This window comes from Acinetobacter sp. AOR41_HL (assembly GCF_027854645.1).
GTDB classification, from domain to species: Bacteria; Pseudomonadota; Gammaproteobacteria; order Pseudomonadales; family Moraxellaceae; genus Acinetobacter; species Acinetobacter nosocomialis.
This window is the reverse complement of sequence record NZ_JAKTHZ010000024.1, coordinates 94,387-116,645: the sequence shown is the minus strand read 5'-3', so window position 1 is coordinate 116,645 and position 22,259 is coordinate 94,387. Positions and strand designations below refer to the sequence as shown.

The following is a 22,259-nucleotide window of genomic DNA, read 5'->3' as shown; positions in this document are numbered from 1 at the left end:
CCATTTATCGCCAAAAACTAATTTCACAATCCAAATTGGTGCGCTTATTGCATATTCACTTTTATGCAATTGAGTTTGTTTCGGCAAACTTAGGTTTTTAGGTTCCTTAAATCTATTTTGGTGCAATTTACAGACCCAGATTTGTTCCAAAATGGAATTTAGCACTTTTTTCGAGCATGCTATGCAAAATGTAGATCTATTTTTCTTGTTACTTGGTGCAGTTTTGGTTCTTGCCATGCACGCAGGTTTTGCATTCTTGGAACTTGGTACAGTTCGCCACAAAAATCAGGTGAACGCGCTTAGTAAAATTCTGACTGACTTTGCCCTCTCCGCAATCGCATATTTCTTTGTTGGTTATTACATTTCTTATGGCCAGCATTTCTTCCATGATGGTACAGCGCTAGCAAGTGATCATGGTTACAACTTAATGCGCTGCTTCTTTTTACTGACTTTTGCTGCGGCAATTCCTGCAATTATTTCAGGTGGTATTGCAGAACGCGCCAAAATGCGTTCACAAGCAATAGCAACGCTCGCTTTAGTAGGTCTGGTCTATCCTTTTTTTGAAGGTATGGTCTGGAATGGTAACTATGGTCTACAAAAATGGTTAGAAGCGACCTTTGGCGCAGCTTTTCACGACTTTGCCGGTTCAGTTGTAGTCCATGCAATGGGTGGCTGGATTGCACTCGCTGCGGTTATTTTATTAGGTGCTCGTTCTGGTCGTTATAAGAAAGATGGTCGTGTAAGTGCTCACCCTCCTTCTTCAATTCCATTTTTAGCACTTGGTTCATGGATTTTAATTGTGGGCTGGTTTGGCTTTAATGTAATGAGTGCTCAACGTCTTGATGCTATTTCTGGGCTAGTTGCTATTAATTCACTTATGGCAATGGTTGGCGGAACGATTACAGCAAATGCAATTGGGAAAAATGACCCAGGTTTCTTACATAATGGTCCACTTGCCGGTTTAGTTGCCATTTGTGCCGGATCTGACATTGTTCATCCCGTGAGTGCACTTGTTATTGGTGGTATAGCTGGTGCCATGTTCGTATACCTATTTACCTATACTCAAAATAAACTCAAAGTAGATGATGTACTAGGTGTATGGCCTTTACATGGGGTTTGCGGTGCCTTCGGCGGTATTGCAGTGGGGTTATTTGGTCAAAAATGGCTAGGTGGTTTAGGCGGTGTATCTTTTGCCTCACAACTCATTGGTACAGTACTCGCGATTGCTATTGCACTTGCTGGCGGTTTTATTGTTTATGGCATCCTTAAAGCGACCATTGGTATTCGTTTATCTCAAGAAGATGAGTTTCGTGGTGCAGATTTGTCTATTCATAAAATCTCTGCCAACTCTGAAGAAGGCATGTTTTGATTCAATGATTATGAAGCAGGATTTAAATATTCTGCGTCATATACCTCTTACAAATAAAACCTCTTAGTTTAAAAATAACTTTTCTTGATTAAAAACTACACTTTTAGTTTTCCATACATTCAATTTAATATATTGAAAAATATATTAAATTGAATATTTTTCTAAGATTTAAAAACAAAATCCTGTTTAGTTTAAGAACAATTTAAGTTTTATTTTATGTAATGCCTTCAATTCACGCTTAAATTGATGTTAAAACACAATGAATCAACAAAAACATTTTTTTCAGCTTCAGCTTATTTTTCTTGCGATCAGCTTTTTTATACTTTTATTTGTATTTCCAGTGGGTGGAAAAATTGATATGTATCTTATCCAACCTTGGATTGATTCAACTGGTCAATTTTTTAATCGGGAAAATTGGTATCTTGAGAGGCTTAATCATCAAATCGTAAAAGACATTATCACTGCGGTTTATGTCATCTTTTTTGGCCTGTGGCTTGCTTCATTTAAAGTAGAAAAGTTAAAAATCTATCGCTGGCAATATGGTTATATGTTTTTTGTCAGCATGATTGGTAGCGGTGTTGTTGGTTTATTAAAATCACAATCTGCTCATGCCTGCCCTTGGAATATGGTTCATCCTAATAGTTTAGGTGGCTATATTTGGGACTTTACAGCAAAACATGGTCATTGTTTTCCAGGTGGTCATGCCAGTGCTGGATTTATCATAATGACCGGTTATTTTGTTTATCGTCTTGAACAACCAAAACGAGCTTATTTTTATTTATTTTCAGGCATTTTACTAGGATTTATGATGGGTTGGGCACAAATGATGCGAGGAGCACATTTCCTAAGTCATAACTTATGGACAGGTTGGGTTGTTTGGGCAGTGAACATTTTCTTTTATGCGATTTGTATTCATCGCTTTGAGTTCGAAAAACAGTTAAAACAAGAGCTTAGTTAAGCTCTTGTTTCATGTAAATGTAAAACCTTAGGTAACTTCACTAAAACTGAAAGACCACCAAGTTCTAAACTTTTATCGAGAGTTAGAGTTCCACCAAGTCTTTGAGTTGCACGATCTACAATTGATAAACCTAAACCACTTCCCACTTCAAGATGATGGTGTACTCGATAAAAACGTTTAAGCACCTTATCGTAATTTTCAGGATCTATACCTGCGCCACTATCTTCGATTTGAATACAAGCAAAGTTATCTGGGTCGGTATAAACTGAAATGTTAATTACCCCCTGATGTGGTGTATATTTAATTGCATTATCAATTAAGTTAAAAATAATCGAATGTACGGTAGGTTCAATACTATGCATCTCGACAGGGTCATTTCTAACAAAGCCTAAATCAATTTCTTTTTGCATAGCTAAATTAACCAACTGCTCAACGCAATTTAAAGCCACATCATTGAGCTGGAAATAGCCAGTAGGTTCAACCATACTTAAAGTTACATCTTGCTTTGCCAACGCTAAAAGCTGCGTCACTAAATGCTGAATACGAGCTAAACCTTTGCTTAAATTTTGCAACGATTCATGCTCAGGAAACTGGCTTAACAAAATCTTGGTTTGTAAGTTCAATGCAGTAACAGGTGTTCTTAGTTCATGAGCAGCATCAGCAATGAATTGCTTCTGTTCATTTTGTGCTTTAGAAATACGATCAAACAGACGGTTCATTTCATCAATGGTAGGCAAAAGTTCTAGAGGATAATCATGCACCTCAATTGGTGTTAACTCCTCAGAATCACGCTCCATTAACTCATTTTTAAAATCATCTATTGGTTTTAAACCACGACTAATAATGGCGGCCAAGGCAAATATCGCAAAAGGTAAAATAATTAAATATGGAATGAACATGCTGCCGGCAAGCTCCCATGCGAAAGCTTCACGAACCCGCTCTTGTTGACTGACCTGAATTTGGTAGTCTTTCAACGGTAAAACATATGTTCGGACTACACCTTCAGCGGTTTTATGTGAATAAAAACCAGCTTGTTGCACTGGAGGAACCAAGAAGTGAAGATGATGAGATAAATTCGCTTGGTCTTTATAAGCCCAAATATCTAAAAATAAATCTTCTTCGTGGTAAGTCCGATGTAAATCAAACTTACTACTTACTGTTTTTAAGGGATACTCAGCCGTTCTTTCCGCTAAATACTGCATTTGAGTATCTAGAATTTCATCGACTTCCTGAAGTGCAACCTTATAAGCACTAAAAATTAAAATACAACCTAAGATGACACTGAAAATTGAGGTGCCCCAAATCAGTCGTTTTTTTAATGAATAATGCACGTTCATGAAGTCCCGAAATCTTAAATTATGATTGCCCTAAACGGTAACCCAGTCCTCGGATAGTTCGAATAAAGTCTTTACCCAACTTAGCCCTTAAATGATGGACATATACCTCAATCGTGTTGCTGGTCACATCACTATCAAAGTCATATAACTTATCTTCCAAATTAGCTTTTGAGAAAATTTTATTTGGATGACTCATAAGCGGAATCAAGATTGCCCATTCACGATTCGATAAATCAATACGTTGCCCTTTAAATGTTGCAATGTGCTGTTCAACATTTAAAACCAGATCACCGCTTTCTAGTAGTTGATCTTGGCTTGCAAGTTGAGCCTCTACGCCACTACGGCGTAATAAAGCATGAATACGAGCGAGTAATTCATCAAACTCATAAGGCTTAATTAAGTAATCATCTGCTCCCAAATTCAGACCATCAACACGGTTTTGCAGTTGGTCACGTGCAGAGATAATCAAGACTGGTGTTGCTGCTCTTTGACGAATCTGCTTTAAAACTTGCATACCATCCATCATTGGCAATCCCAAGTCTAAAAGAATGAGATCAAACTTATTCTTTGCTAATTGGGCCAAACCATCTAAACCGTTATTGACCCATTCCACCTCAAATTGATGATATTGCAGCAACGTCGTTGTTGATTCTGCAATCATAAAATCATCTTCAATCATCAAGATTTTTGTCATGTTCTAGGCTCGCTTTAGTTTACATGGGCACAAGAGTGCAACATGTCCAGTTGAGGGTTGATGACCTGAGTTTGTACATCCAATAAACTTAACAAACTTGGGAATAGATTATCCTGACTTAACTTTTGTTTAGTTTGTTGGTTTAAACAATTTACTTGAGCAAGATTATGTTGTTTCCAGCCATCAGAGAACCACATAATCATTGGAATATGTGTTTGTTGGCTCGGTGCGATTGAGTAAGGCGAACCATGCAAATACATACCATGCTCACCTGTCGACTCTCCATGATCAGATAAATACCATAAACCTGTTTGATAATTCGATACTTCTTTTAAAGTATTGATCATTTGGCTTAATACATGGTCTGTATACACGATTGTATTATCATAACTATTTAATAGCTCAGCTGGTGAACAACCCTGTATCGCATTAGTATCACAAGTTGGTTTAAATGGTTGATATCCCTCAGGTGCCCGTTTGTAATATGCTGGCCCATGGCTACCCATCTGATGTAATACAACTAAACGTGGACGTTTATCGTCTTTCGGAATAGAGGACAAATACTGCTTTAAGCTATCAATGAGAATACCATCAAGACATTCACCATCTTTACACCATTTTTGCTTTAAGTCTTCTGGAATCTGGTATTGTTCAACACGATCACATGCACCTTTACAACCCGAGTTGTTATCAATCCAAGTCACTTGATAGCCTGCGCGTTTTGCAATATCTAGTAAGCCTTCACGATGGCTTGCCAATTGCTCATCATAATCAGCACGTGGCATACCAGAGAACATACATGGCACAGAAACTGCTGTTGCCGTACCACATGAACTCACTTGAGAGAAATTTAAAATATCTTGTTTAGAAAGCTCTGGGTTTGTATTTTTAGCATACCCATTGAGCGAGAAACTTTCTGCACGTGCAGTTTCGCCCACTACAAGTACCATGAGTTTAGGTAAATCTTTTTGAGTTTGCTGAATTTGATGGGCATCTTCACCATACTTCACAAGAGGAAGATTTTTCTTAGGCGCTTTTTTACGATAATAAGACATCACCGAAGAAATAGTGTTTTGAGGAGAGATCATTCCTTTTAAATCACGATGCTCTCTAAATATTGCTGCAAAATCAACATAATATGCAAACAACAAACCACCTACAACGGCAAATGCAAGAGCGATTGAAAGTACTTTTTTAAGCAAAAGCGGAAGTATTTTTTCTGATTTGAGTTTTACCTGAGTAATTAAAAAAATAGGTAAAATAACAAAGAAGATTGTCCAGAGCCCAAAACGCAAAGACAGTAAATCTGTAGCTTCAGCAACATCTGTTTGAGCAATATTCTGAATCTGATCAGGTGAAATAATGACACCTAAAGTATTTACAAAGTACGAGCTAAAACCACCAATAAATACCAGTAAAATGGCAAAAATTTTGGCCGTCCATTTCCAGTTTAAAATTTGTAAAGCCGCATAATAGGTAGCAACAACAATCACTACAGTAGCCGCTAAGAAAAAGGTCGCTTTTATACCTAAATATGGCGTTAACAAATGAACTTTTTTATAAAAACCAAAATTTAGAATTGCACCTAACCAAATGGCTATAATGAAGTTGAACATAAACAGGGAAATCTGCTTATTTCTTAATGTAGAAAAAAAACTCAGCATCTCTGGTTACTACGACCTTTTTTTATGATGCTCTACTGTAAAAATTGAAACTTAAAAATGACTTAAATAATAGAATGATCGGTATAAACCATTTTTAATGGCTTTACGCTACTTATTTATTTCAATTAAAAAAATGAGTCGAGACTCATATGAATCTCGACTCAATTAGCTAAGAAGCATTGAGAAATTAGAAGCTATACTTAGCCATTAAACCAATACGGTTATCTTTATAAGACTGGCCAGCAAACGTTTCACGTTTACCATTGACATATTCAAGGCCTAAATCAATTGGTTTAACAGGCGTATAGATGAAGTTAATCCATGCTTGCTGAACTTTTTCATTACCAGCTGTATATGCTTTTGCATAATCAGTGCCGTCATCAGCAAACTCTGCACCGTACGCTAAAGTTGAACGTAAGTTAGGTAAAATTTTATAAGTACCACCTACTTGTACAGCAACAAATTTATTTTGCTCGATATTATTATTTACTAAAGTATAGGCAGCATTACTACCATATAAATAGCTACTATCACCAACTACATATGAAACATCAGCAAAAACTTTTAAAGGATCAGAAACTTTGAAGTCTGTACCTGCAGCAATACCCCATCCAGTTTTATTATCATCGCCAAGTGATGATTTATAATTTTCTACCAAAGCACGAGCTGATGCAGAACCTTTACCATCTGCATAACCTTGAGTAATTTTAGCAGTTAATGCAGGTAAGCTATACTTGATGCTATCGCCAGCTGCTGCTGAAGTACTATCACCTTTTTCAGCAGAAACAAACAATTGTGTAGTTGGGCCCAACTTGTAGCCATAGCGTACTTGAGGAACACGTTTTGTACCACCACCAACGTTTGTCGAGAAATCGATCATTTCTGGTGCATGAGTTGACAAGAAGTTAGACGTTGTTTGACCAAATAACCAGTCGTTATACGTTAAATAAGCATGACGAATACGTAATGAGCCATTCGAATCTGTTGTTGAGCCAGCAAAATCGACTTCGAGTTTACCGCCTACCTTAGCATCGCCAACAGGTGTATTAAAATCTAAACCAAGACGTGTGGTTTTAGCAGTCGAACGTAATTTATCTTTTGTTTTACCATCAGTTTTACTAACATCACCAAAGTCGTTATCGGCACCTTCGATAATATAGTTAGCATCACCACGAACGAAACCATAAAGGTTTACATCAGCACCAGCTTTAGATTTAAAACCAGCTAATGGAGAAGCAGGAGCTGCAACAGGTTGAGGCTGTGCTTTAACTTCAGCTAACTGCACTTGCTGTTGTTGCTGTACTTGTTGCTGTTGCTGCTGTACTTGGCGCTGTTCTTTAACTAATGCTTTTAATGCTTCAACTTCTTGACGAAGTTTTTGAATTTCCTCTTTTTCAGAGGTTGCCGCATTTGCCCCACTCATCATTAAAGCTGTTACTGTAATAGCTAAACTTTTAACAACAAACGATTTACGATTAAGGAATAGATCCATCAAAAACTCCTAAAAATATATTTTATGTTGCTTATCCATGCCAAGTTGATTCGGTGACCATTGAGCACTAAAAAATCAACTATTCTCCAAATTTGATTGCATTAATTTTATTACCGCAATCAAAACCAATTTTAACGCTGGGTAAGATTAAAAATTCCAAATCAAAAGAATGAAGACATACTTTTGTTTACAGAACTTTTACCTTGACTTCATGTTGTAACGAATCCTACACAACTCTCTTATCTTATAGAATGATTAAATCATTATTTCATTATTCTTTTTTAGACTTTAGGCTAATAAACCGTCTAAGTGAATATTTTTTTACCGACGTTGCTTGATTCACATAATTTTTCTTGTTACTTCCACCCTTTTTTCCTTTCTAGCGTCCATTTGCTACCCAAACAAGATGGCACAATTAATAAGCCATTTGAATAGCTAAAAATATACATTTTTAAAAGAATGAGTAAAGTTATAAGCACAACTTTTTAGCTTAACTTAATATGAATTAAGTTTCTTTATTTCATCAGCTTAATATCACTTTTTATACAGCTTTTGCTGCCTTCCATACGTAAATAGGAATTAAAAATAGTACAGCAATAGTGACAATAGCTATCAAATAATGGAAATAACCAAGTACATCTCCAATGATTCCACTCAAGGTATAAAGTCCCCCACTTACAGTCGCCATAATCGAAACCTGAAAAGTAAAATCGGTACCCGCATAGTTCTTTCGACTGTAATGCATAACCAAGGTTAGCATTACAACCAATAGCATGGCAGCAAAAGCATCTTCCAAAGCATTTACAGAATAGATAAGCCATGTATTTATTTTTATCTTCTGCTCATAAGCATAAGCCAAATAAACATACGCACCTAAACTCATGATTTTTAATATTGAAAAACTAATTAATGTAGCTGGTCTAGAAAAGTGCTTTAGCACCCACCCTGCAATAAATGCTCCCACTAAAGCAGCAACAGCACCTAGCATAGTGATGTAAACACCAATTTGGGTAAAGCTTAATCCCATATCAACCATTAAGGGTTTAAGTAATGGCCCGGCTAAGCCATCTGCCACTTTAAAAGTGATAAGTACCATTAACCAAGAGCGAAGCTCTTTATTTTGAGAAAAATAACTCAAATAAGACTTAATTTTTATCAATAAATTTGGCTGGCTAGATTGATTGTCAGAATGAGAAGTATGAGGAGGTTCTTTGAATAGTAAAACAGGTAGAGTATTGATAAATACTAAAGCCGCTAATAATAAAAAAGTTGGCTGCCATGACAACCAATCTAAACACCATAACACAGCTCCCCCACCTACAATAAAACCAAGCCGAGAGCCTACAACTTGAAATGTATTTCCCCAATGTTGCTGATCATGTTGTAATAAATTGACAGCTAAAGCATCGGTTGCAATATCTTGAGTTGCGCCCGTCGAGTTCATAAATAACAGTGCAATAAAAAATATAAATAAGTACAAAGGCTGATCTAAAGCCTGAATAGGAAAAAAAGATAAAATACAAAGTACTGCCACTGTTAAAAGCTGAGTGGGTAAAATCCAGCTACGATAATGACCTAAATGGGAAATTGCGTGTCGATCCACCCACGGTGCCCAAAATATTTTGATTGACCAAGGCAACATAAGCAGCCCAAAACCACCAATATGCGCGAGTGATACACCTTGAGCTCTTAATATTACGGGCAAAGCATGGGTCATAAAACCCACAGGTAAACCTTGCGCCCAATATAAGGAAAATAGCAAAAGATAAAGATTTTGCTGTCGAAACATATATACCTACTTTTATTTCTTTGTGCGGTAATAACATGAAATACCATGCGTAGTCTTACATTTTGCCAATGAAGCATAGATTTCAAAAGATTAAGATAAAACAAAGGATGATTTAAAACTTAAAAATATGGAACAACATTTCCCTAAGCTACCTCCACAGGTCCCTCAACGTGGTAATGCTTTAAGTCGAGCATTATTTAAAAAACTTTTTTTGGCTCAAGGCTGGACCATAGAAGGTGAAGTTCCTAACTTTCCCAAGGCTGTAGCGATTATTTCTCCTCATACATCCAATATTGATGGCTGGTATGGTTTTTTAGCTATTTTTGGGCTTGGCATTCAAATTACAGTACTAGGTAAAGACAGCTTATTTAAGCCTCCTTTTAAACGTATTTTAGATTGGGCAGGTGTTATTCCGGTAAAACGTGACTCTGCCAATGGACTAACTGAACAGGTGGTTGCAACCATTCAGGATTATGACAAGATCTGGATTGGAATGGCGCCAGAAGGCACACGTAAGAAAGCAAAAAAAATGAAGAGTGGCTTTTACCATATTGCTGCAAAGGCCCATATTCCGATTGTAATGTTCTCTTTTGATTATGATCGCAAGACTATTCACTGCTTAGGCTATTTAACTCCTAGCGGAAATTATGATGAAGATCTCGCCAAAATTTTTGAGCGTTATGATGGAAAAATATCACCGAAAAATCGTAATTGGCTTGCAGAACCTTTACAAAATCTTGTGAAAAAAACCTAGCAAAAATTGAACGAATCTGGTCTGATGGGCCATCTTAATTTATCTTGCTATAGATTGTTTTTCAAAGATGAAAATTGCTCAATTTGCCAGTATCGGATTTATCTCTTTAGCCTTATTTGGCTGTGATAAATTCAGCAAAACACCAACACCGACCACTTCAGTTAAAGCACGCGAACCAGTTATTGCACTTGCCTTAGGCGGCGGTGGAGCAAAAGGATTTTCACATATTGGTGTTATTAAGGTCTTAGAATCACATGGTATTAAACCTAAAATTGTTACGGGTACAAGTGCCGGTAGTTTTGTAGGAAGTATCTATGCCAGTGGGCAAACACCTTATCAGCTCCAAAATCTTGCACTTAAATTACAAGAATCGGATATTCGTGATTTAACGCTTAATCGCCAAGGCATTATTCTTGGACAAAAGCTACAAGATTATGTGAACCGTAACGTGGGCAATAAGCCTATTGAAAAATTCCCAATTCGTTTTGCCGCGGTAGCAACCCGTCTTGATAATGGTCAAAAAGCTGACTTTATTAAAGGTAATGCAGGTCAAGCAGTACGTGCGTCTTGTAGTATTCCAAACGTATTTGTACCTGCCACTATTGGCAATCAAAAATACGTAGATGGCGGATTAGTTAGCCCAATTCCTGTAAAAACAGCACGTGATATGGGTGCAGATATCGTGATTGCGGTTGATATTTCAGCACGTCCAGCAGGAAATCGCCCGGCGAATATGTGGGGATTACTTGATCAAACCATTAATATTATGGGTCAACAAAGTATTAATGAAGAGTTAAAGCTAGCAAACGTAGTCATTCAGCCTAAAGTTGGGCACTTAGGTACACTCGATTTAAAATCAAGTAATGAAGCTATTTTAGAGGGTGAGAAAGCTGCTCAAGGCCAAATTCGTCAAATTGAAACTGCAATTGCGAATTTCAAAAAATCTCCAGCCGCATTTAAGCCAGCACCACGTCCTAAATTTTAATTGAGGTGGTTTTTTTCTATCCACACTTACTATCATCTGCTACAGTGGTAAAAGTGATATGAGATCACTTTTACCCATCATAAAGATATATAAAAGAGCAGATCTATGGAGTTTGTTGTAGAACCTTGGCACTGGTTTGTATTGGGTATCTTACTTATTCTTTCTGAGCTGATTATCCCTGCTTTTGCCGCTCTCTGGTTTGGTATTGCAGCCATTATGGTTTGCTTTCTCTATTGGTTATTTCCAGATATTAGCCTTACAACCCAAATTGTATTGTGGATTATTTTATCGGTGTTATGCACCATTCTCTGGTTCAAATTTATTAAACCCTTGTCGATTGATAGAACTAAAGCAGGTTTACCTCGTGAGGCGACCATTGGACAAATTGGTATGGTGATTCAGACCGGACTTGCTCATGACCAAATTATTGTCCGTTTCCCTATGCCTATTTTAGGGGCCGATGAATGGAACTGTCGCAGCACTAGCCCTGTGAAAGTCGGTGATCGAGTCCGTGTCATTGATATTTCGGGCAATGACTTAATTGTCCAGCCCCACAGTACTTCATAAACATTAAAGATAAAGAGAGGTTATTTTCATGCCAGTTGGTACCATTATTGTTTTAGCCTTTTTGGCTTTTGTAGCAGTTACTATTTTTAAAGGGGTACGTATTGTTCCTCAAGGTTATAAATGGATTGTTCAGCGTTTAGGGAAATATCATTCCACGCTTAACCCAGGGTTGAATTTTGTTATTCCTTATATTGATGACGTAGCTTATAAAGTCACGACTAAAGATATTGTGCTTGATATTCCATCTCAAGAAGTGATTACCCGTGACAATGCTGTATTGCTTATGAATGCAGTAGCTTATATCAATTTAACAACCCCTGAAAAAGCAGTGTACGGTATTGAAAACTATACATGGGCCATTCAAAACCTTGTACAGACTTCATTACGTTCTATTGTGGGTGAAATGGATCTAGATGATGCTTTATCATCTCGAGATCACATTAAAGCTAAACTAAAAGCTGCAATTTCTGATGATATTTCGGATTGGGGTATCACTTTAAAAACTGTAGAAATTCAAGATATTCAGCCATCTTCAACCATGCAAGCTGCTATGGAAGCTCAAGCTGCTGCTGAACGTCAACGTCGTGCTACAGTGACTAGAGCTGACGGTGAAAAGCAAGCTGCAATTTTAGAAGCAGATGGTCGTTTAGAAGCATCTCGCCGTGATGCAGAAGCACAAGTTGTCTTAGCAGAAGCATCTCAAAAAGCGATTGAAATGGTAACAAGCGCAGTCGGCGATAAAGAAACACCTGTCGCTTATCTATTAGGTGAACAGTACGTTAAAGCAATGCAAGACATGGCTAAATCGAGTAATGCTAAAACTGTTGTATTACCTGCTGATGTTTTAAATACAATCCGTGGCATTATGGGAAAGCATAATTAATTTAACTCCTTTCAATAAGTCATTGAAATAAAAACGGCGACCTGATGGTCGCCGTTTTCATATTGAGTATTATTGGTTGTTTAATCTTTTTTGATCTTTCAAAGGTAGCTTTTTTACGACTAAGTCATAAGAATCTCGAATCAAATCTTGAAGTAAATCACGAGTTAAGTTTTTATGCGGAGTAATAGAGATCCAGTGTTTTTTATTCATGTGATACCCCGGAATAATAAAAGGATAAAGCTCCTGATATTCCTGACTTTTATATGGATCACATTTAACAGTAATCATTTTTGTGCCCGTTCCTTCCCCTACTAATAAAAACACCTTTTCTAAAATTTTAAAGACGTCGCATTCAGGACCAAAGGGTTGGCTTTGCTCACTAAAAGGAAGATTACACGCAATCTCTATTGCAACTTGATGGAGCTGATCACCATTCATTCTTATCTCCTTTATTCATTGAATATGAATACAAGCAGGATTATTAATTTGATTTTATATTAGTTGGTACGGGCTAAAAGGAATTGTGAAATCTCAACTAATTCTTTTGCATTTTCACCAAAATGCGCTAAAGCCTCAAAAGCTTGATCATGCAACTCTTTTGCATAAACCTGTGCTTGCTCAAGTCCCATTAAAGCAGGATAAGTCGACTTTTGTACTTGTTCATCCTTACCCGCAGTTTTACCTAAAGTTTCAGTGCTTGAGGTAATGTCCAAAATATCATCTTGCACCTGAAAAGCCAGTCCAATTGCTTGTCCATATTGGCGTAATTTCGGAATTGCCTGATCTGTTCCAGAGAAAATTGTCACTGCACCCATCATAATGGCAGCCTGAATAAGCGCACCCGTTTTATTACGATGGATATTTTCTAGTTCATCTTGAGAAATTTGCTTAGCTTCAGCTTGTAGGTCTAACACCTGTCCACAAACCATTTTAGAGCTGGCTGTTGCTAAAATTTGAATTTGCTTTAAGACAATTGCAGCATCAGTTCCCTGCCCTTGTTCATCAAACAAACGACTCCCTAAAACCTCAAAAGCCATCGACTGTAAAATATCGCCTGCAAGTAAAGCGGTATCTTCACCAAATGCTACATGGCAAGTTGGCTGACCACGACGAAGTAAATCATTGTCCATACAAGGCAAATCATCATGCGCTAGCGAGTAGCAATGAATAAGTTCAACCGCAACTGCCGCACGGCGAGCCGCAGCAAAATTTGGATTGTCTTGTAAAGAAGCTGTAGCGTAACACAAAGCTGGACGCACACGTTTTCCACCAAGCATAACTGCATGGTGTACTGCGCTTTTTAAAGGTTCAGGAATTGAAAATGCGGCGAGTGTTGTCAATAAATCTTGTTGAATACGTTGTTGAGCTTGTTTTAAAACATCCGCATTAACTTGAGAGAGTGATGACACAGTCGCCTCGTAAAATCAGTAGAGAAATTTTATTGAATGTGATGAAACATTCATGTGCTACATCATACACGATTCACTGTAAAAAGTGCGTGATGAGTTATGGATGTCAGAAGTAAAAAAGCCTCTCTATCGTAGAGAGGCTTTTCATTTAAATGACTTTTAGAAACTGTCACCCGGAACGCGTACCCAACCTTCCATTAAGACACGTGCACTACGGCTCATAATGGCTTTTTTCACTACCCATTGACCATTTGTAAGTTCAGCTTGAGCACCCACACGTAATGTTCCCGATGGATGTCCAAAACGCACTGCTTCACGCTCGCCACCACCAGCTGCTAAATTTACCAATGTGCCCGGAATAGCAGCAGCCGTACCAATTGCTACCGCTGCTGTTCCCATCATGGCATGGTGTAATTTACCCATCGACAACGCACGAACCAGTAAGTCGACATCATTTTCTGAAACGTTTTTACCGCTTGAAGCTGTGTAATTTTTCGGCTTAGAAACAAAAGCAATTTTTGGTGTGTGCTGACGTGCAGCTGCTTCTGAAATATCTTTAATTAAACCCATCTGTACCGCCCCATATGCACGAATTTTTTCAAAACGTGCTAGTGCTGCTGCGTCACCATTAATATGATCTTGCAGTTCTGTACCTTGGTATCCTAAATCTTCTGCATTTAAGAAAATGGTTGGAATACCGGCATTAATAAATGTGGCTTGAAAACTACCAATCTCAGGCACATCTAATTGGTCAACAATATTCCCTGTCGGGAACATATCACCGCCCTCTTCACCATCATCGGCTGGGTCTAAAAACTCAATTTGAACTTCAGCAGCAGGGAAAGTCACTCCATCCAGTTCGAAGTCACCAGTTTCTTGAACTTGACCATTGGTGATAGGTACATGGGCAATAATGGTTTTTTGAATATTTTTTTGCCAAATTCGAACAGTACAGAGGCCATTTTCAGGAATACGATCGGCATCAACCAAACCATTTGAAATCGCAAATGAACCAACCGCAGCTGTCAAATTACCGCAGTTACCACTCCAGTCTACAAAAGGCTGATCTATTGAAACCTGTCCAAATAAATAGTCTACATCGTGATCTGGCTGTGTGCTTTTAGCGAGAATAACGGTTTTACTGGTACTTGAAGTCGCTCCACCCATTCCATCAATTTGCTTTCCATAAGGATCTGGGCTACCAATGACACGTAGTAAGAGTTGATCTCTTGCTTGACCTGCCACCTGAGCTCTTTCCGGCAAATCATCAAGTTTAAAAAATACGCCTTTACTGGTTCCACCACGCATGTATGTTGCTGGAATTTTAATTTGCGGTACTGAGCTCATATCAACTGTTATCCTTACTCTTGTGTTTTTATATCTCGAAACAAACAGACTCGTTTAGTCATCCACTTCATCTTAAATCGTTTTGTGATCTAGAGATAGCGTTATGCTTTTATACATCAATCGTATTGACGCAGACTTATTTTGAGAATTTAGATTCATGCTCGCAATGACCGAATTAAGCAAAATCATGAAAAAAAGAGTCTATCAAAAATATATTTTTAGAATATTTTTTAATCATTTTTAAATTATTAAAAGCAAGTTAATGATTTTAAATATTTTTTAGTGTTACTTTTCAGTCACCGCTTGTTAATTTGTAGTCTAGGCTAAAATAAATCCATCTATTAGAATAATTTACTTATTCATAGTGAGTGAAGACCTTTGACCAACGAATCTTCTACACTGCAACGAGGACTAAAAAATCGACATATCCAATTAATTGCTATGGGTGGAGCAATTGGTACCGGATTATTTTTAGGCTCGGCGCAAGTGATTCAATCTGCGGGACCATCCATTATTTTAGGATATGCCATTGGTGGCTTAATTGCTTTTTTAATTATGCGCCACCTGGGAGAAATGATTGTTGAAGAACCTGTTGCAGGATCGTTCAGCCATTTTGCTTATAAATACTGGGGGAAATTTCCCGGATTTTTAGCTGGATGGAATTATTGGATGCTCTATGTTCTGGTTGCGATGAGTGAACTCACCGCGGTAGCCAAATATATTAATTATTGGTGGCCTCATATTCCAGCGTGGACGTCTGTCTTATTCTTCTTTGTCGTGATTACGGCAATTAACCTAACAAACGTCAAATTTTATGGTGAGTCCGAATTCTGGCTCGCTATTATTAAAGTTGCTGCTGTTATCTCTATGATTGTATTTGGCCTTTATTTGCTATTTACAGCAGATGTGGGTTCAAGCATTTCATTTAGTAACCTGTGGTCTCATGGTGGATTTTTTCCAAATGGCTTTAGTGGCCTCTTCTACATGTTGGCTTTCTTGATGTTCGCCTTTGGTGGTATTGAACTGATTGGTATGGCTGCGGCAGAAGCAAAAGATCCGAAAAAGACCATTCCAAAAGCAATTAACCAAGTTGTTTTCCGTATCTTGATTTTCTATATCGGTTCACTAGCGATCTTACTTTCATTAGTGCCATGGAACCAGTTAGATCTTGGCGGTCTCGATAAAAGTCCATTTGTTATGATTTTTAGCCAAATGGGTATTGGTTGGGCTGCACATTTACTGAACTTTATTATTTTAACCGCGGCCCTCTCTGTTTATAACAGTGGGATGTTTGCCAATAGCCGTATGCTTTACGGTTTAGCTCAACAGGGTAACGCGCCAAAAATTTTCAAGAAAGTAAATAAACAAGGTGTACCTGTACCAGCAGTTTTATTATCTGCATTACTTATTTTTGGCTGTGTTCTTTTAAATTACTTTGTACCTGAAGATGCTTTAAGTCACTTAATGTACATTGTAGTTGGAGCATTGGTATTGAACTGGGCGATGATCAGTATGACTCACCTTAAGTTTAAATCAGCAATGAAAAAACTCGGTCAAAAAACTCACTTCCCTGCACTTTGGGCACCATTTAGTAACTATTTGGTTTTAGGTTTCATTGCTGTTGTACTCTACATTATGTGGAGCCAAGGCTTTAAAGAGTCTGTAATGATGATTCCGATCTGGATTATTCTTATGTTTATTTTGTTTAAAGTACTTAATGCTAAAGAACAATAATCTGACCCCTTGTACTTAAAACATGAAAAAAGCCATTGTCTCGACAATGGCTTTTTTATTTAAGGCTATAAAATTAAAAGCATATCTGAATGTCTGCTTAGAGCCACTGTTTTGTGTCATCAGCAACAGGTGTGCTATGAATAACATGCATAATCATTGCATGCGCAATACTGCCCTTAAATGGAATTTCAGGTAACTGATCAAATTTGAAAAACTGAGCATCACTGAGTTCTTTCTCCTGAATTTCAATTTCGCCCGCTTCATATTCGGCTTTAAAGGCCAACATTAAGTTACTCGGGAATGGCCATGGTTGACTCGCCAAATACTGAATATTCTTAATGTGTAATCCAACTTCTTCTAATGTTTCACGTCGCACAGCATCTTCTAGTGTTTCCCCCACCTCGACAAAGCCAGCGATTAAACTGTACATCTGGCCCGTATTTCTGGCACTTTTAGCCAGCAAAATCTCGTTCTCTCCACGTGTAATAATAGTAATCACACAAGGGTTAACTCTAGGATATTGACTGAAATTACATACAGGACAAGTCATAGAATATTCAGTCTTATGCTGCTGGGTTTTATGTCCGCAACGGCTACAAAACTGATGATTACGACGCCACTCGAGTAACTGAAAAGCACGACTCGCTTGTTCAAATTGCGGTTTAGTCCAATACTGCAAGAGTTGGCGAATAGGTATGAATTGATATCCATTTGGTATAGGTTCACCTTCTTGGAAATCTCTTGCTATTACTTGAGGGTCTGCTTGTATATGTAAATCATGTTCCTGCTGTTTAAGGCAAGGCAGATTAAAATACGCATCAACCAAAAGTTGTTGCTGCTGAAAAATATAAGCAATAGAAAGGTTGTCGGTATCCATTTATATACTCGAGTGAAGAACCTTTCGACGGCCTCTATAGCTCCTTCAAAAGGATCAGACTTAAAACATATTTTTCAAAAATCTTACGCATATTGGTAAACACCTTCAATTTATTTAATTTGTATCTTTTTGATTAAAATCACATTTTATTCACGCATACTATGCTTTTAAGTTATAACTATGACTTTATAGCTAACTGACCAGTGATGAACTTAGAAGCACTGCTTCACATAAAATTGATCTATGAAAACTTAGACTAGTGTTAGTTCCATCTCATGAAGCAAAAAATATGCGATTTGGTTTAATTCTGGGTGATCAATTAAATCACCAACTCGCAACGCTCAAGTATTTAAACCGAAATGAAGACGTTATTTTGATGGCTGAAGTGCTTGAGGAAACATCTTATGTTGTTCATCATCCACAAAAAATAGCGCTGATTTTTAGTGCAATGCGACACTTTGCAAAAGAATTAAAAGCACAGGGCTGGAAAATCCGTTATCACATATTTAAGCACGAAAGTCATATAAAAAAGTTAGTCGACTTTATTGCTTTGCAACAGCAACACTTCTTCCCGAATGCTCTCGTCGTTACCCAATGTGGTGAGTATCGCTTACAGCATGAAATCGATACTTCATGGTCTAACTCACTAAAACTACCTGTTATTTGTTTAGAAGATGATCGCTTCTTTTGTAGCGTAGAACAATTCAAGCAATGGGCAAACAAATATAAAACGCTAAGGATGGAATACTTTTACCGAGAAATGCGCAAGCAAACTCACTATTTAATGCATGACAAACAACCCGTAGGCGGGCAATGGAACTTTGATCAAGCCAATCGAAAAGCGTGGTCAGGCAATCCACCTTTGCCACCAAAATTAACCTTTGAGCATGATCAAATTGATATAGATGTTATTCAACTGGTCAAGAAAGAATTTTCTCAACATATCGGCAATCTCAATTCCTTTCAATGGGCAACAACCCGTCAAAATGCCTTACTTGCTTTAGACCATTTTATTTCTAATAACCTGCCCCACTTTGGCGATTATCAAGATGCCATGGTTTATGGTTCAGATTTTATGTTTCATAGTCTGCTCTCGCCTTATTTAAATTGTGGATTGTTATTGCCACAAGAGGTGTGTGACGCTGCTCAAACAGCTTATTACAACGGACAGGCTCCCTTAAATGCAGTAGAAGGATTTATTCGTCAGATTTTAGGGTGGCGGGAATATGTGCGTGGAATCTATTGGTTGTCTATGCCTGACTATAGCGATCAAAATACCCTTCATGCCACCACGCCGCTGCCACAATATTACTGGACAGGTGATACAAAAATGGCATGTATGGCCGAGTGTTTCAGAACTACCTTTGAACATGGCTATGCTCACCATATTCAGCGTTTAATGATTACAGGCAACTTTGCGCTTTTAGCAGGTGTAAATCCATCAGAAATTTGCGAATGGTATTTAGCTGTCTATGTAGATGCTTATGAATGGGTCGAATTACCGAATACTTTAGGCATGGCGATGTATGCAGATGGCGGCATCATGGCAAGTAAACCCTATGCTGCATCAGGTAATTACATATATAAAATGTCAAATTATTGTCAGCACTGTACATATAACGTCAAAACCAAAACTGAACCAGACAGTTGTCCATTTAACAGTTTGTATTGGTATTTTATGAGCCAGCATGAGCCCATATTTCGTCAAAATCCGCGAATGGCTATGGTCTACAAAAATCTTGATCGTATGAAAGATAAAGCTTCTGTCATGAAGCATGCAAAGTTACTTATTCATCAACTTGATAAGCTTTAAGATCATGAAAAAACAGCATCTACCCCAGAAAATATGTGTCTATTGTCAACGCCCTTTTGACTGGCGAAAAAAATGGGAACGTTGCTGGGAAGAAGTAAAATATTGCTCTGAAAGATGTAAACGACAGGCTCGCTCAAATAAGTAAATATTTCACCGGGTTGTTTTAACTGATTCAACACTACTCTTCATTGTTGAATCAGTTGTATTTCAATTGATTATATTTGATGGTCTTAAGCATATTTATACTGACGAGAACAGTAAGCTCTTTCAACTTCTGGTGAACGTAATTGCTGATGCTTGGTTTTACGCCCTGCCATACGCTTACGCCAGAGTTTAAAACTGCTCGATTTTAAGTTATATCTCATTAAACGAATAACTTCACTTTCACGTAAGCCATACTCTCGCTCAATTGCTTCAAATGGGGTTCGATCTTCCCATGCCATTTCAATAATTCTAGATAGGTCCTGTTCATCAATTTTTTTCATGTTATGCCCTTTTAAATTATGTTGTAGCCAAATCTGATTCTTTAACAAACAACCTTCCGAAAATAGCTTCACTTACCCGATCGCTTGCCTTGAATGTTTTCGTGTTTTGCTTCAGATCATAGAAAGGCAAACATGAATTTTTTGTGATTTTTTAGCTTTATAAACTCTATTTTTTATATAAGACATGAATAATTATAAAACCTTTGAATGATCTAACTTTTTATTAACAACTATGGCAAAATTTTTAATACCTAAAACATGAAAAAAGCCATTGCCTTAGCAATAGCTTTTTTGTTTATAATCATAAAATTATGCGCCCTTAGCTTAACTGGATAGAGCAGTTGCCTCCTAAGCGACCGACGTGGGTTCGAGTCCCGCAGGGCGCACCAAATTAAATTACACCTTAGTCCGAAATAGTGCGGGGACCCTTTATCTATAATTGATTATTAAATTTTTATAGTCTTTAATAGTCCGACATAGACCGAGATAATTCTTGTTTTTTTACGGTACTTATTACAGTACCTCATAAAATACCGCAAAATTGGTACCGCAAAAATGCCTAAAACCGTTGTCCCACTTACTGATACTAAGATAAAGAAAGCTAAATCAGAAAATGGAAAATCCCTGAAACTATCTGACGGTTCGGGTCTCTATTTGCTTATAGATAAAAACCAAAATAAATTTTGGCGTTTTGATTATTCACGCCCATATACAAAAAAAAGAAACACCATTGGTTTCGGTTCATATCCAGAAGTAAGTCTTGCGGATGCTCGATCTAAACGCGATGAAGCTAGAACCTTACTGGCTCAGAATATTGATCCTCAAGTCGAACGTAAAAGAGTTGAACAAGAACATATAAACTCAGAGAAAAATACTTTTGCTGCTGTTGCTGCAGAATGGGAATCAAAACAGGATTTTGCCGAATCAACTATCCGTGGGCATAAAAGATTACTTCAAGTCATAAACTCCAATATTGGGAAAAAACCTATAGATAAAGTCACCCCAGTAGAAGTCTTAAATATCTGTCGTATTTATGAGAAACAAGGAAAATTAGAGACAGCAAAAAAAGTTAAAGTGAAATGCGGACAAATCATGAGATATGGTGTTGCCACTGGTAGATGTGAGAGAGACGTAACCCAAGATTTAAGAGGCGCTTTAAAAACACCTAAGGTAAAACATTTATCAGCTCTAACTGAATCAAATGAATTTGCTCAACTACTTTACGACATCGATTTTTATGAGGGTACATTCATTACCCAAATTGCTTTAAAAATTGCTCCTTATGTATTTGTTCGCCCCGGTGAATTACGTTATGCAAAGTGGCCAGACATTGATTTAGAAGTTGATCTTTGGAGATATACTCCACCGAAAACTAGAAACAAAACTGGCGTTCAACACCTTGTGCCTATTCCTAAACAAGTTAAAGAACTGTTGCTGAAAATAAAGGAACTGACTTATGATCCTGACGGGGAAAGTGAGTATGTATTCCCTTCTATGACTAGCAAACTTAAACCAATGTCAGAAAATACAATTAACCAAGCATTACGCAGGTTAGGCTATACATCTGAACAAGTTTGCGGACATGGCTTCCGAGCTTCTGCAAGAACAATATTAGAGGAAGTACTTAACTACCCTATTGAAATCATTGAGCAGCAATTAGCACACAAAGTTAAAGATATGCATGGTCGAGCATACAACCGGACAAAGCATTTAGAGAAAAGAAGAGAGATGATGCAAAGCTGGGCAGATTATTGTGATCAAATAAAAGCAGATTATGCCAAGACTTTACCGTCTAGGTAGACGATTGCTTCTTATCAAAGGACCATCTTTTGCCATTGTAAGTGACAGTTCCATCCAAATTAATCGGCAACTCTTTTAATGAGTAGTCATAGATTTTAAGAACATTCCCGTTCTTATCTAAATCAGCGGGTAGATTGCAAGTATTCTCCATTCTCCCCGCTTCCGAAACCATGATCATGACTTGCATTGCTATCTCCATTTTTATGAAATTATAAAAAAGATTAAAAATAATACAAACAGATATTGACGACTAATTATAATTAGTCTATTATTGACTCATAGACAGATGAACTGGTCATCAG

General features: G+C 37.5%; 21 protein-coding genes and 1 tRNA gene. 11 read left to right on the top strand and 11 right to left on the bottom strand.

Going from position 1 to position 22,259, the window contains the following annotated elements:
- Positions 1–181 precede the first annotated feature (181 nt).
- Complete coding sequence (locus tag MKL35_RS09530; protein WP_004885455.1) at positions 182–1,369, top strand: ammonium transporter; 1,188 nt, start codon at positions 182–184, stop codon at positions 1,367–1,369.
- A gap of 259 nt (positions 1,370–1,628) precedes the next feature.
- Entirely contained in the window at positions 1,629–2,327 is a 699-nt protein-coding gene (locus MKL35_RS09525) for a phosphatase PAP2 family protein (protein WP_004885453.1), read from the top strand.
- On the opposite strand, the gene MKL35_RS09520 is transcribed toward MKL35_RS09525, so the two are convergent.
- The 5 genes from MKL35_RS09520 to MKL35_RS09500 form a co-directional block, all read right to left on the bottom strand.
- Positions 2,324–3,658 (bottom strand): two-component system sensor histidine kinase PmrB, encoded by a 1,335-nt coding sequence (locus MKL35_RS09520; protein ID WP_004712203.1) that lies wholly within the window; start codon positions 3,656–3,658, stop codon positions 2,324–2,326. The two genes, MKL35_RS09525 and MKL35_RS09520, sit on opposite strands and share 4 nt — an antisense overlap.
- A gap of 25 nt (positions 3,659–3,683) precedes the next feature.
- On the bottom strand, positions 3,684–4,358 hold the full coding sequence (locus tag MKL35_RS09515; RefSeq protein ID WP_002051287.1) for a DNA-binding response regulator PmrA: 675 nt from the start codon (positions 4,356–4,358) through the stop codon (positions 3,684–3,686).
- A 14-nt stretch (positions 4,359–4,372) separates the two neighbouring features.
- Positions 4,373–6,022 (bottom strand): phosphoethanolamine transferase, encoded by a 1,650-nt coding sequence (locus tag MKL35_RS09510; RefSeq protein WP_032010132.1) that lies wholly within the window; start codon positions 6,020–6,022, stop codon positions 4,373–4,375.
- Between the two features lie 187 nt (positions 6,023–6,209).
- Positions 6,210–7,514, bottom strand: a complete 1,305-nt coding sequence (locus MKL35_RS09505) for a DcaP family trimeric outer membrane transporter (protein ID WP_004712196.1) — start codon at positions 7,512–7,514, stop codon at positions 6,210–6,212.
- A 541-nt stretch (positions 7,515–8,055) separates the two neighbouring features.
- Entirely contained in the window at positions 8,056–9,303 is a 1,248-nt protein-coding gene (locus MKL35_RS09500; protein WP_032010131.1) for an MFS transporter, read from the bottom strand.
- Between the two features lie 127 nt (positions 9,304–9,430).
- Here MKL35_RS09500 and MKL35_RS09495 point away from each other — a divergent pair, with 127 nt between their 5' ends.
- The 4 genes from MKL35_RS09495 to MKL35_RS09480 all read left to right on the top strand — a co-directional run bounded on the left by MKL35_RS09495 (position 9,431) and on the right by MKL35_RS09480 (position 12,492).
- Positions 9,431–10,057, top strand: a complete 627-nt coding sequence (locus tag MKL35_RS09495) for a lysophospholipid acyltransferase family protein (RefSeq protein ID WP_032010128.1) — start codon at positions 9,431–9,433, stop codon at positions 10,055–10,057.
- A gap of 67 nt (positions 10,058–10,124) precedes the next feature.
- A complete protein-coding gene (locus MKL35_RS09490; RefSeq protein ID WP_004705841.1) occupies positions 10,125–11,042 on the top strand; it encodes a patatin-like phospholipase family protein in 918 nt (305 codons plus the stop codon).
- A 105-nt stretch (positions 11,043–11,147) separates the two neighbouring features.
- Positions 11,148–11,609 carry an NfeD family protein gene (locus MKL35_RS09485; RefSeq protein WP_004885442.1) on the top strand — a complete coding sequence of 154 codons (462 nt, stop codon included), beginning with the start codon at positions 11,148–11,150 and terminating at the stop codon, positions 11,607–11,609.
- 28 nt (positions 11,610–11,637) lie between these two features.
- Positions 11,638–12,492: an SPFH domain-containing protein gene (locus MKL35_RS09480; RefSeq protein ID WP_002051299.1), complete on the top strand. Its 855-nt coding sequence runs from the start codon at positions 11,638–11,640 to the stop codon at positions 12,490–12,492.
- A gap of 69 nt (positions 12,493–12,561) precedes the next feature.
- Here the strand turns inward: MKL35_RS09480 and MKL35_RS09475 are convergent, their stop codons facing one another.
- The 3 genes from MKL35_RS09475 to prpF all read right to left on the bottom strand — a co-directional run bounded on the left by MKL35_RS09475 (position 12,562) and on the right by prpF (position 15,248).
- A complete protein-coding gene (locus tag MKL35_RS09475) occupies positions 12,562–12,930 on the bottom strand; it encodes an MmcQ/YjbR family DNA-binding protein (protein WP_004885440.1) in 369 nt (122 codons plus the stop codon).
- Positions 12,931–12,989: 59 nt separating this feature from the next.
- Positions 12,990–13,901, bottom strand: a complete 912-nt coding sequence (locus MKL35_RS09470; protein ID WP_000097114.1) for a polyprenyl synthetase family protein — start codon at positions 13,899–13,901, stop codon at positions 12,990–12,992.
- A gap of 159 nt (positions 13,902–14,060) precedes the next feature.
- Positions 14,061–15,248: a 2-methylaconitate cis-trans isomerase PrpF gene (prpF, locus tag MKL35_RS09465; RefSeq protein ID WP_032010125.1), complete on the bottom strand. Its 1,188-nt coding sequence runs from the start codon at positions 15,246–15,248 to the stop codon at positions 14,061–14,063.
- Positions 15,249–15,626: 378 nt separating this feature from the next.
- Between prpF and MKL35_RS09460 the strand changes: the two genes are divergently transcribed.
- A complete protein-coding gene (locus MKL35_RS09460; RefSeq protein ID WP_002014084.1) occupies positions 15,627–16,982 on the top strand; it encodes an amino acid permease in 1,356 nt (451 codons plus the stop codon).
- A gap of 97 nt (positions 16,983–17,079) precedes the next feature.
- Here the strand turns inward: MKL35_RS09460 and nudC are convergent, their stop codons facing one another.
- On the bottom strand, positions 17,080–17,859 hold the full coding sequence (nudC, locus tag MKL35_RS09455; RefSeq protein WP_032010123.1) for an NAD(+) diphosphatase: 780 nt from the start codon (positions 17,857–17,859) through the stop codon (positions 17,080–17,082).
- Positions 17,860–18,148: 289 nt separating this feature from the next.
- Between nudC and MKL35_RS09450 the strand changes: the two genes are divergently transcribed.
- Both MKL35_RS09450 and MKL35_RS09445 read left to right on the top strand, forming a co-directional pair.
- Positions 18,149–19,672, top strand: a complete 1,524-nt coding sequence (locus MKL35_RS09450) for a cryptochrome/photolyase family protein (RefSeq protein ID WP_032010122.1) — start codon at positions 18,149–18,151, stop codon at positions 19,670–19,672.
- Complete coding sequence (locus MKL35_RS09445) at positions 19,635–19,817, top strand: DUF2256 domain-containing protein (protein ID WP_425340120.1); 183 nt, start codon at positions 19,635–19,637, stop codon at positions 19,815–19,817. Before MKL35_RS09450 ends, MKL35_RS09445 begins: the two co-directional genes overlap by 38 nt.
- Positions 19,818–19,902: 85 nt before the next feature.
- On the opposite strand, the gene MKL35_RS09440 is transcribed toward MKL35_RS09445, so the two are convergent.
- Entirely contained in the window at positions 19,903–20,157 is a 255-nt protein-coding gene (locus MKL35_RS09440; protein ID WP_004705831.1) for a TIGR03643 family protein, read from the bottom strand.
- Between the two features lie 313 nt (positions 20,158–20,470).
- Here MKL35_RS09440 and MKL35_RS09435 point away from each other — a divergent pair.
- Positions 20,471–20,546: transfer RNA gene (locus tag MKL35_RS09435), tRNA-Arg, on the top strand.
- Positions 20,547–20,712: 166 nt separating this feature from the next.
- Positions 20,713–21,957 (top strand): tyrosine-type recombinase/integrase, encoded by a 1,245-nt coding sequence (locus tag MKL35_RS09430; protein WP_016803951.1) that lies wholly within the window; start codon positions 20,713–20,715, stop codon positions 21,955–21,957.
- Here MKL35_RS09430 and MKL35_RS09425 read toward each other — a convergent pair.
- Complete coding sequence (locus MKL35_RS09425) at positions 21,950–22,144, bottom strand: hypothetical protein (protein ID WP_270913484.1); 195 nt, start codon at positions 22,142–22,144, stop codon at positions 21,950–21,952. The genes MKL35_RS09430 and MKL35_RS09425 overlap by 8 nt on opposite strands.
- Positions 22,145–22,259 lie beyond the last annotated feature (115 nt).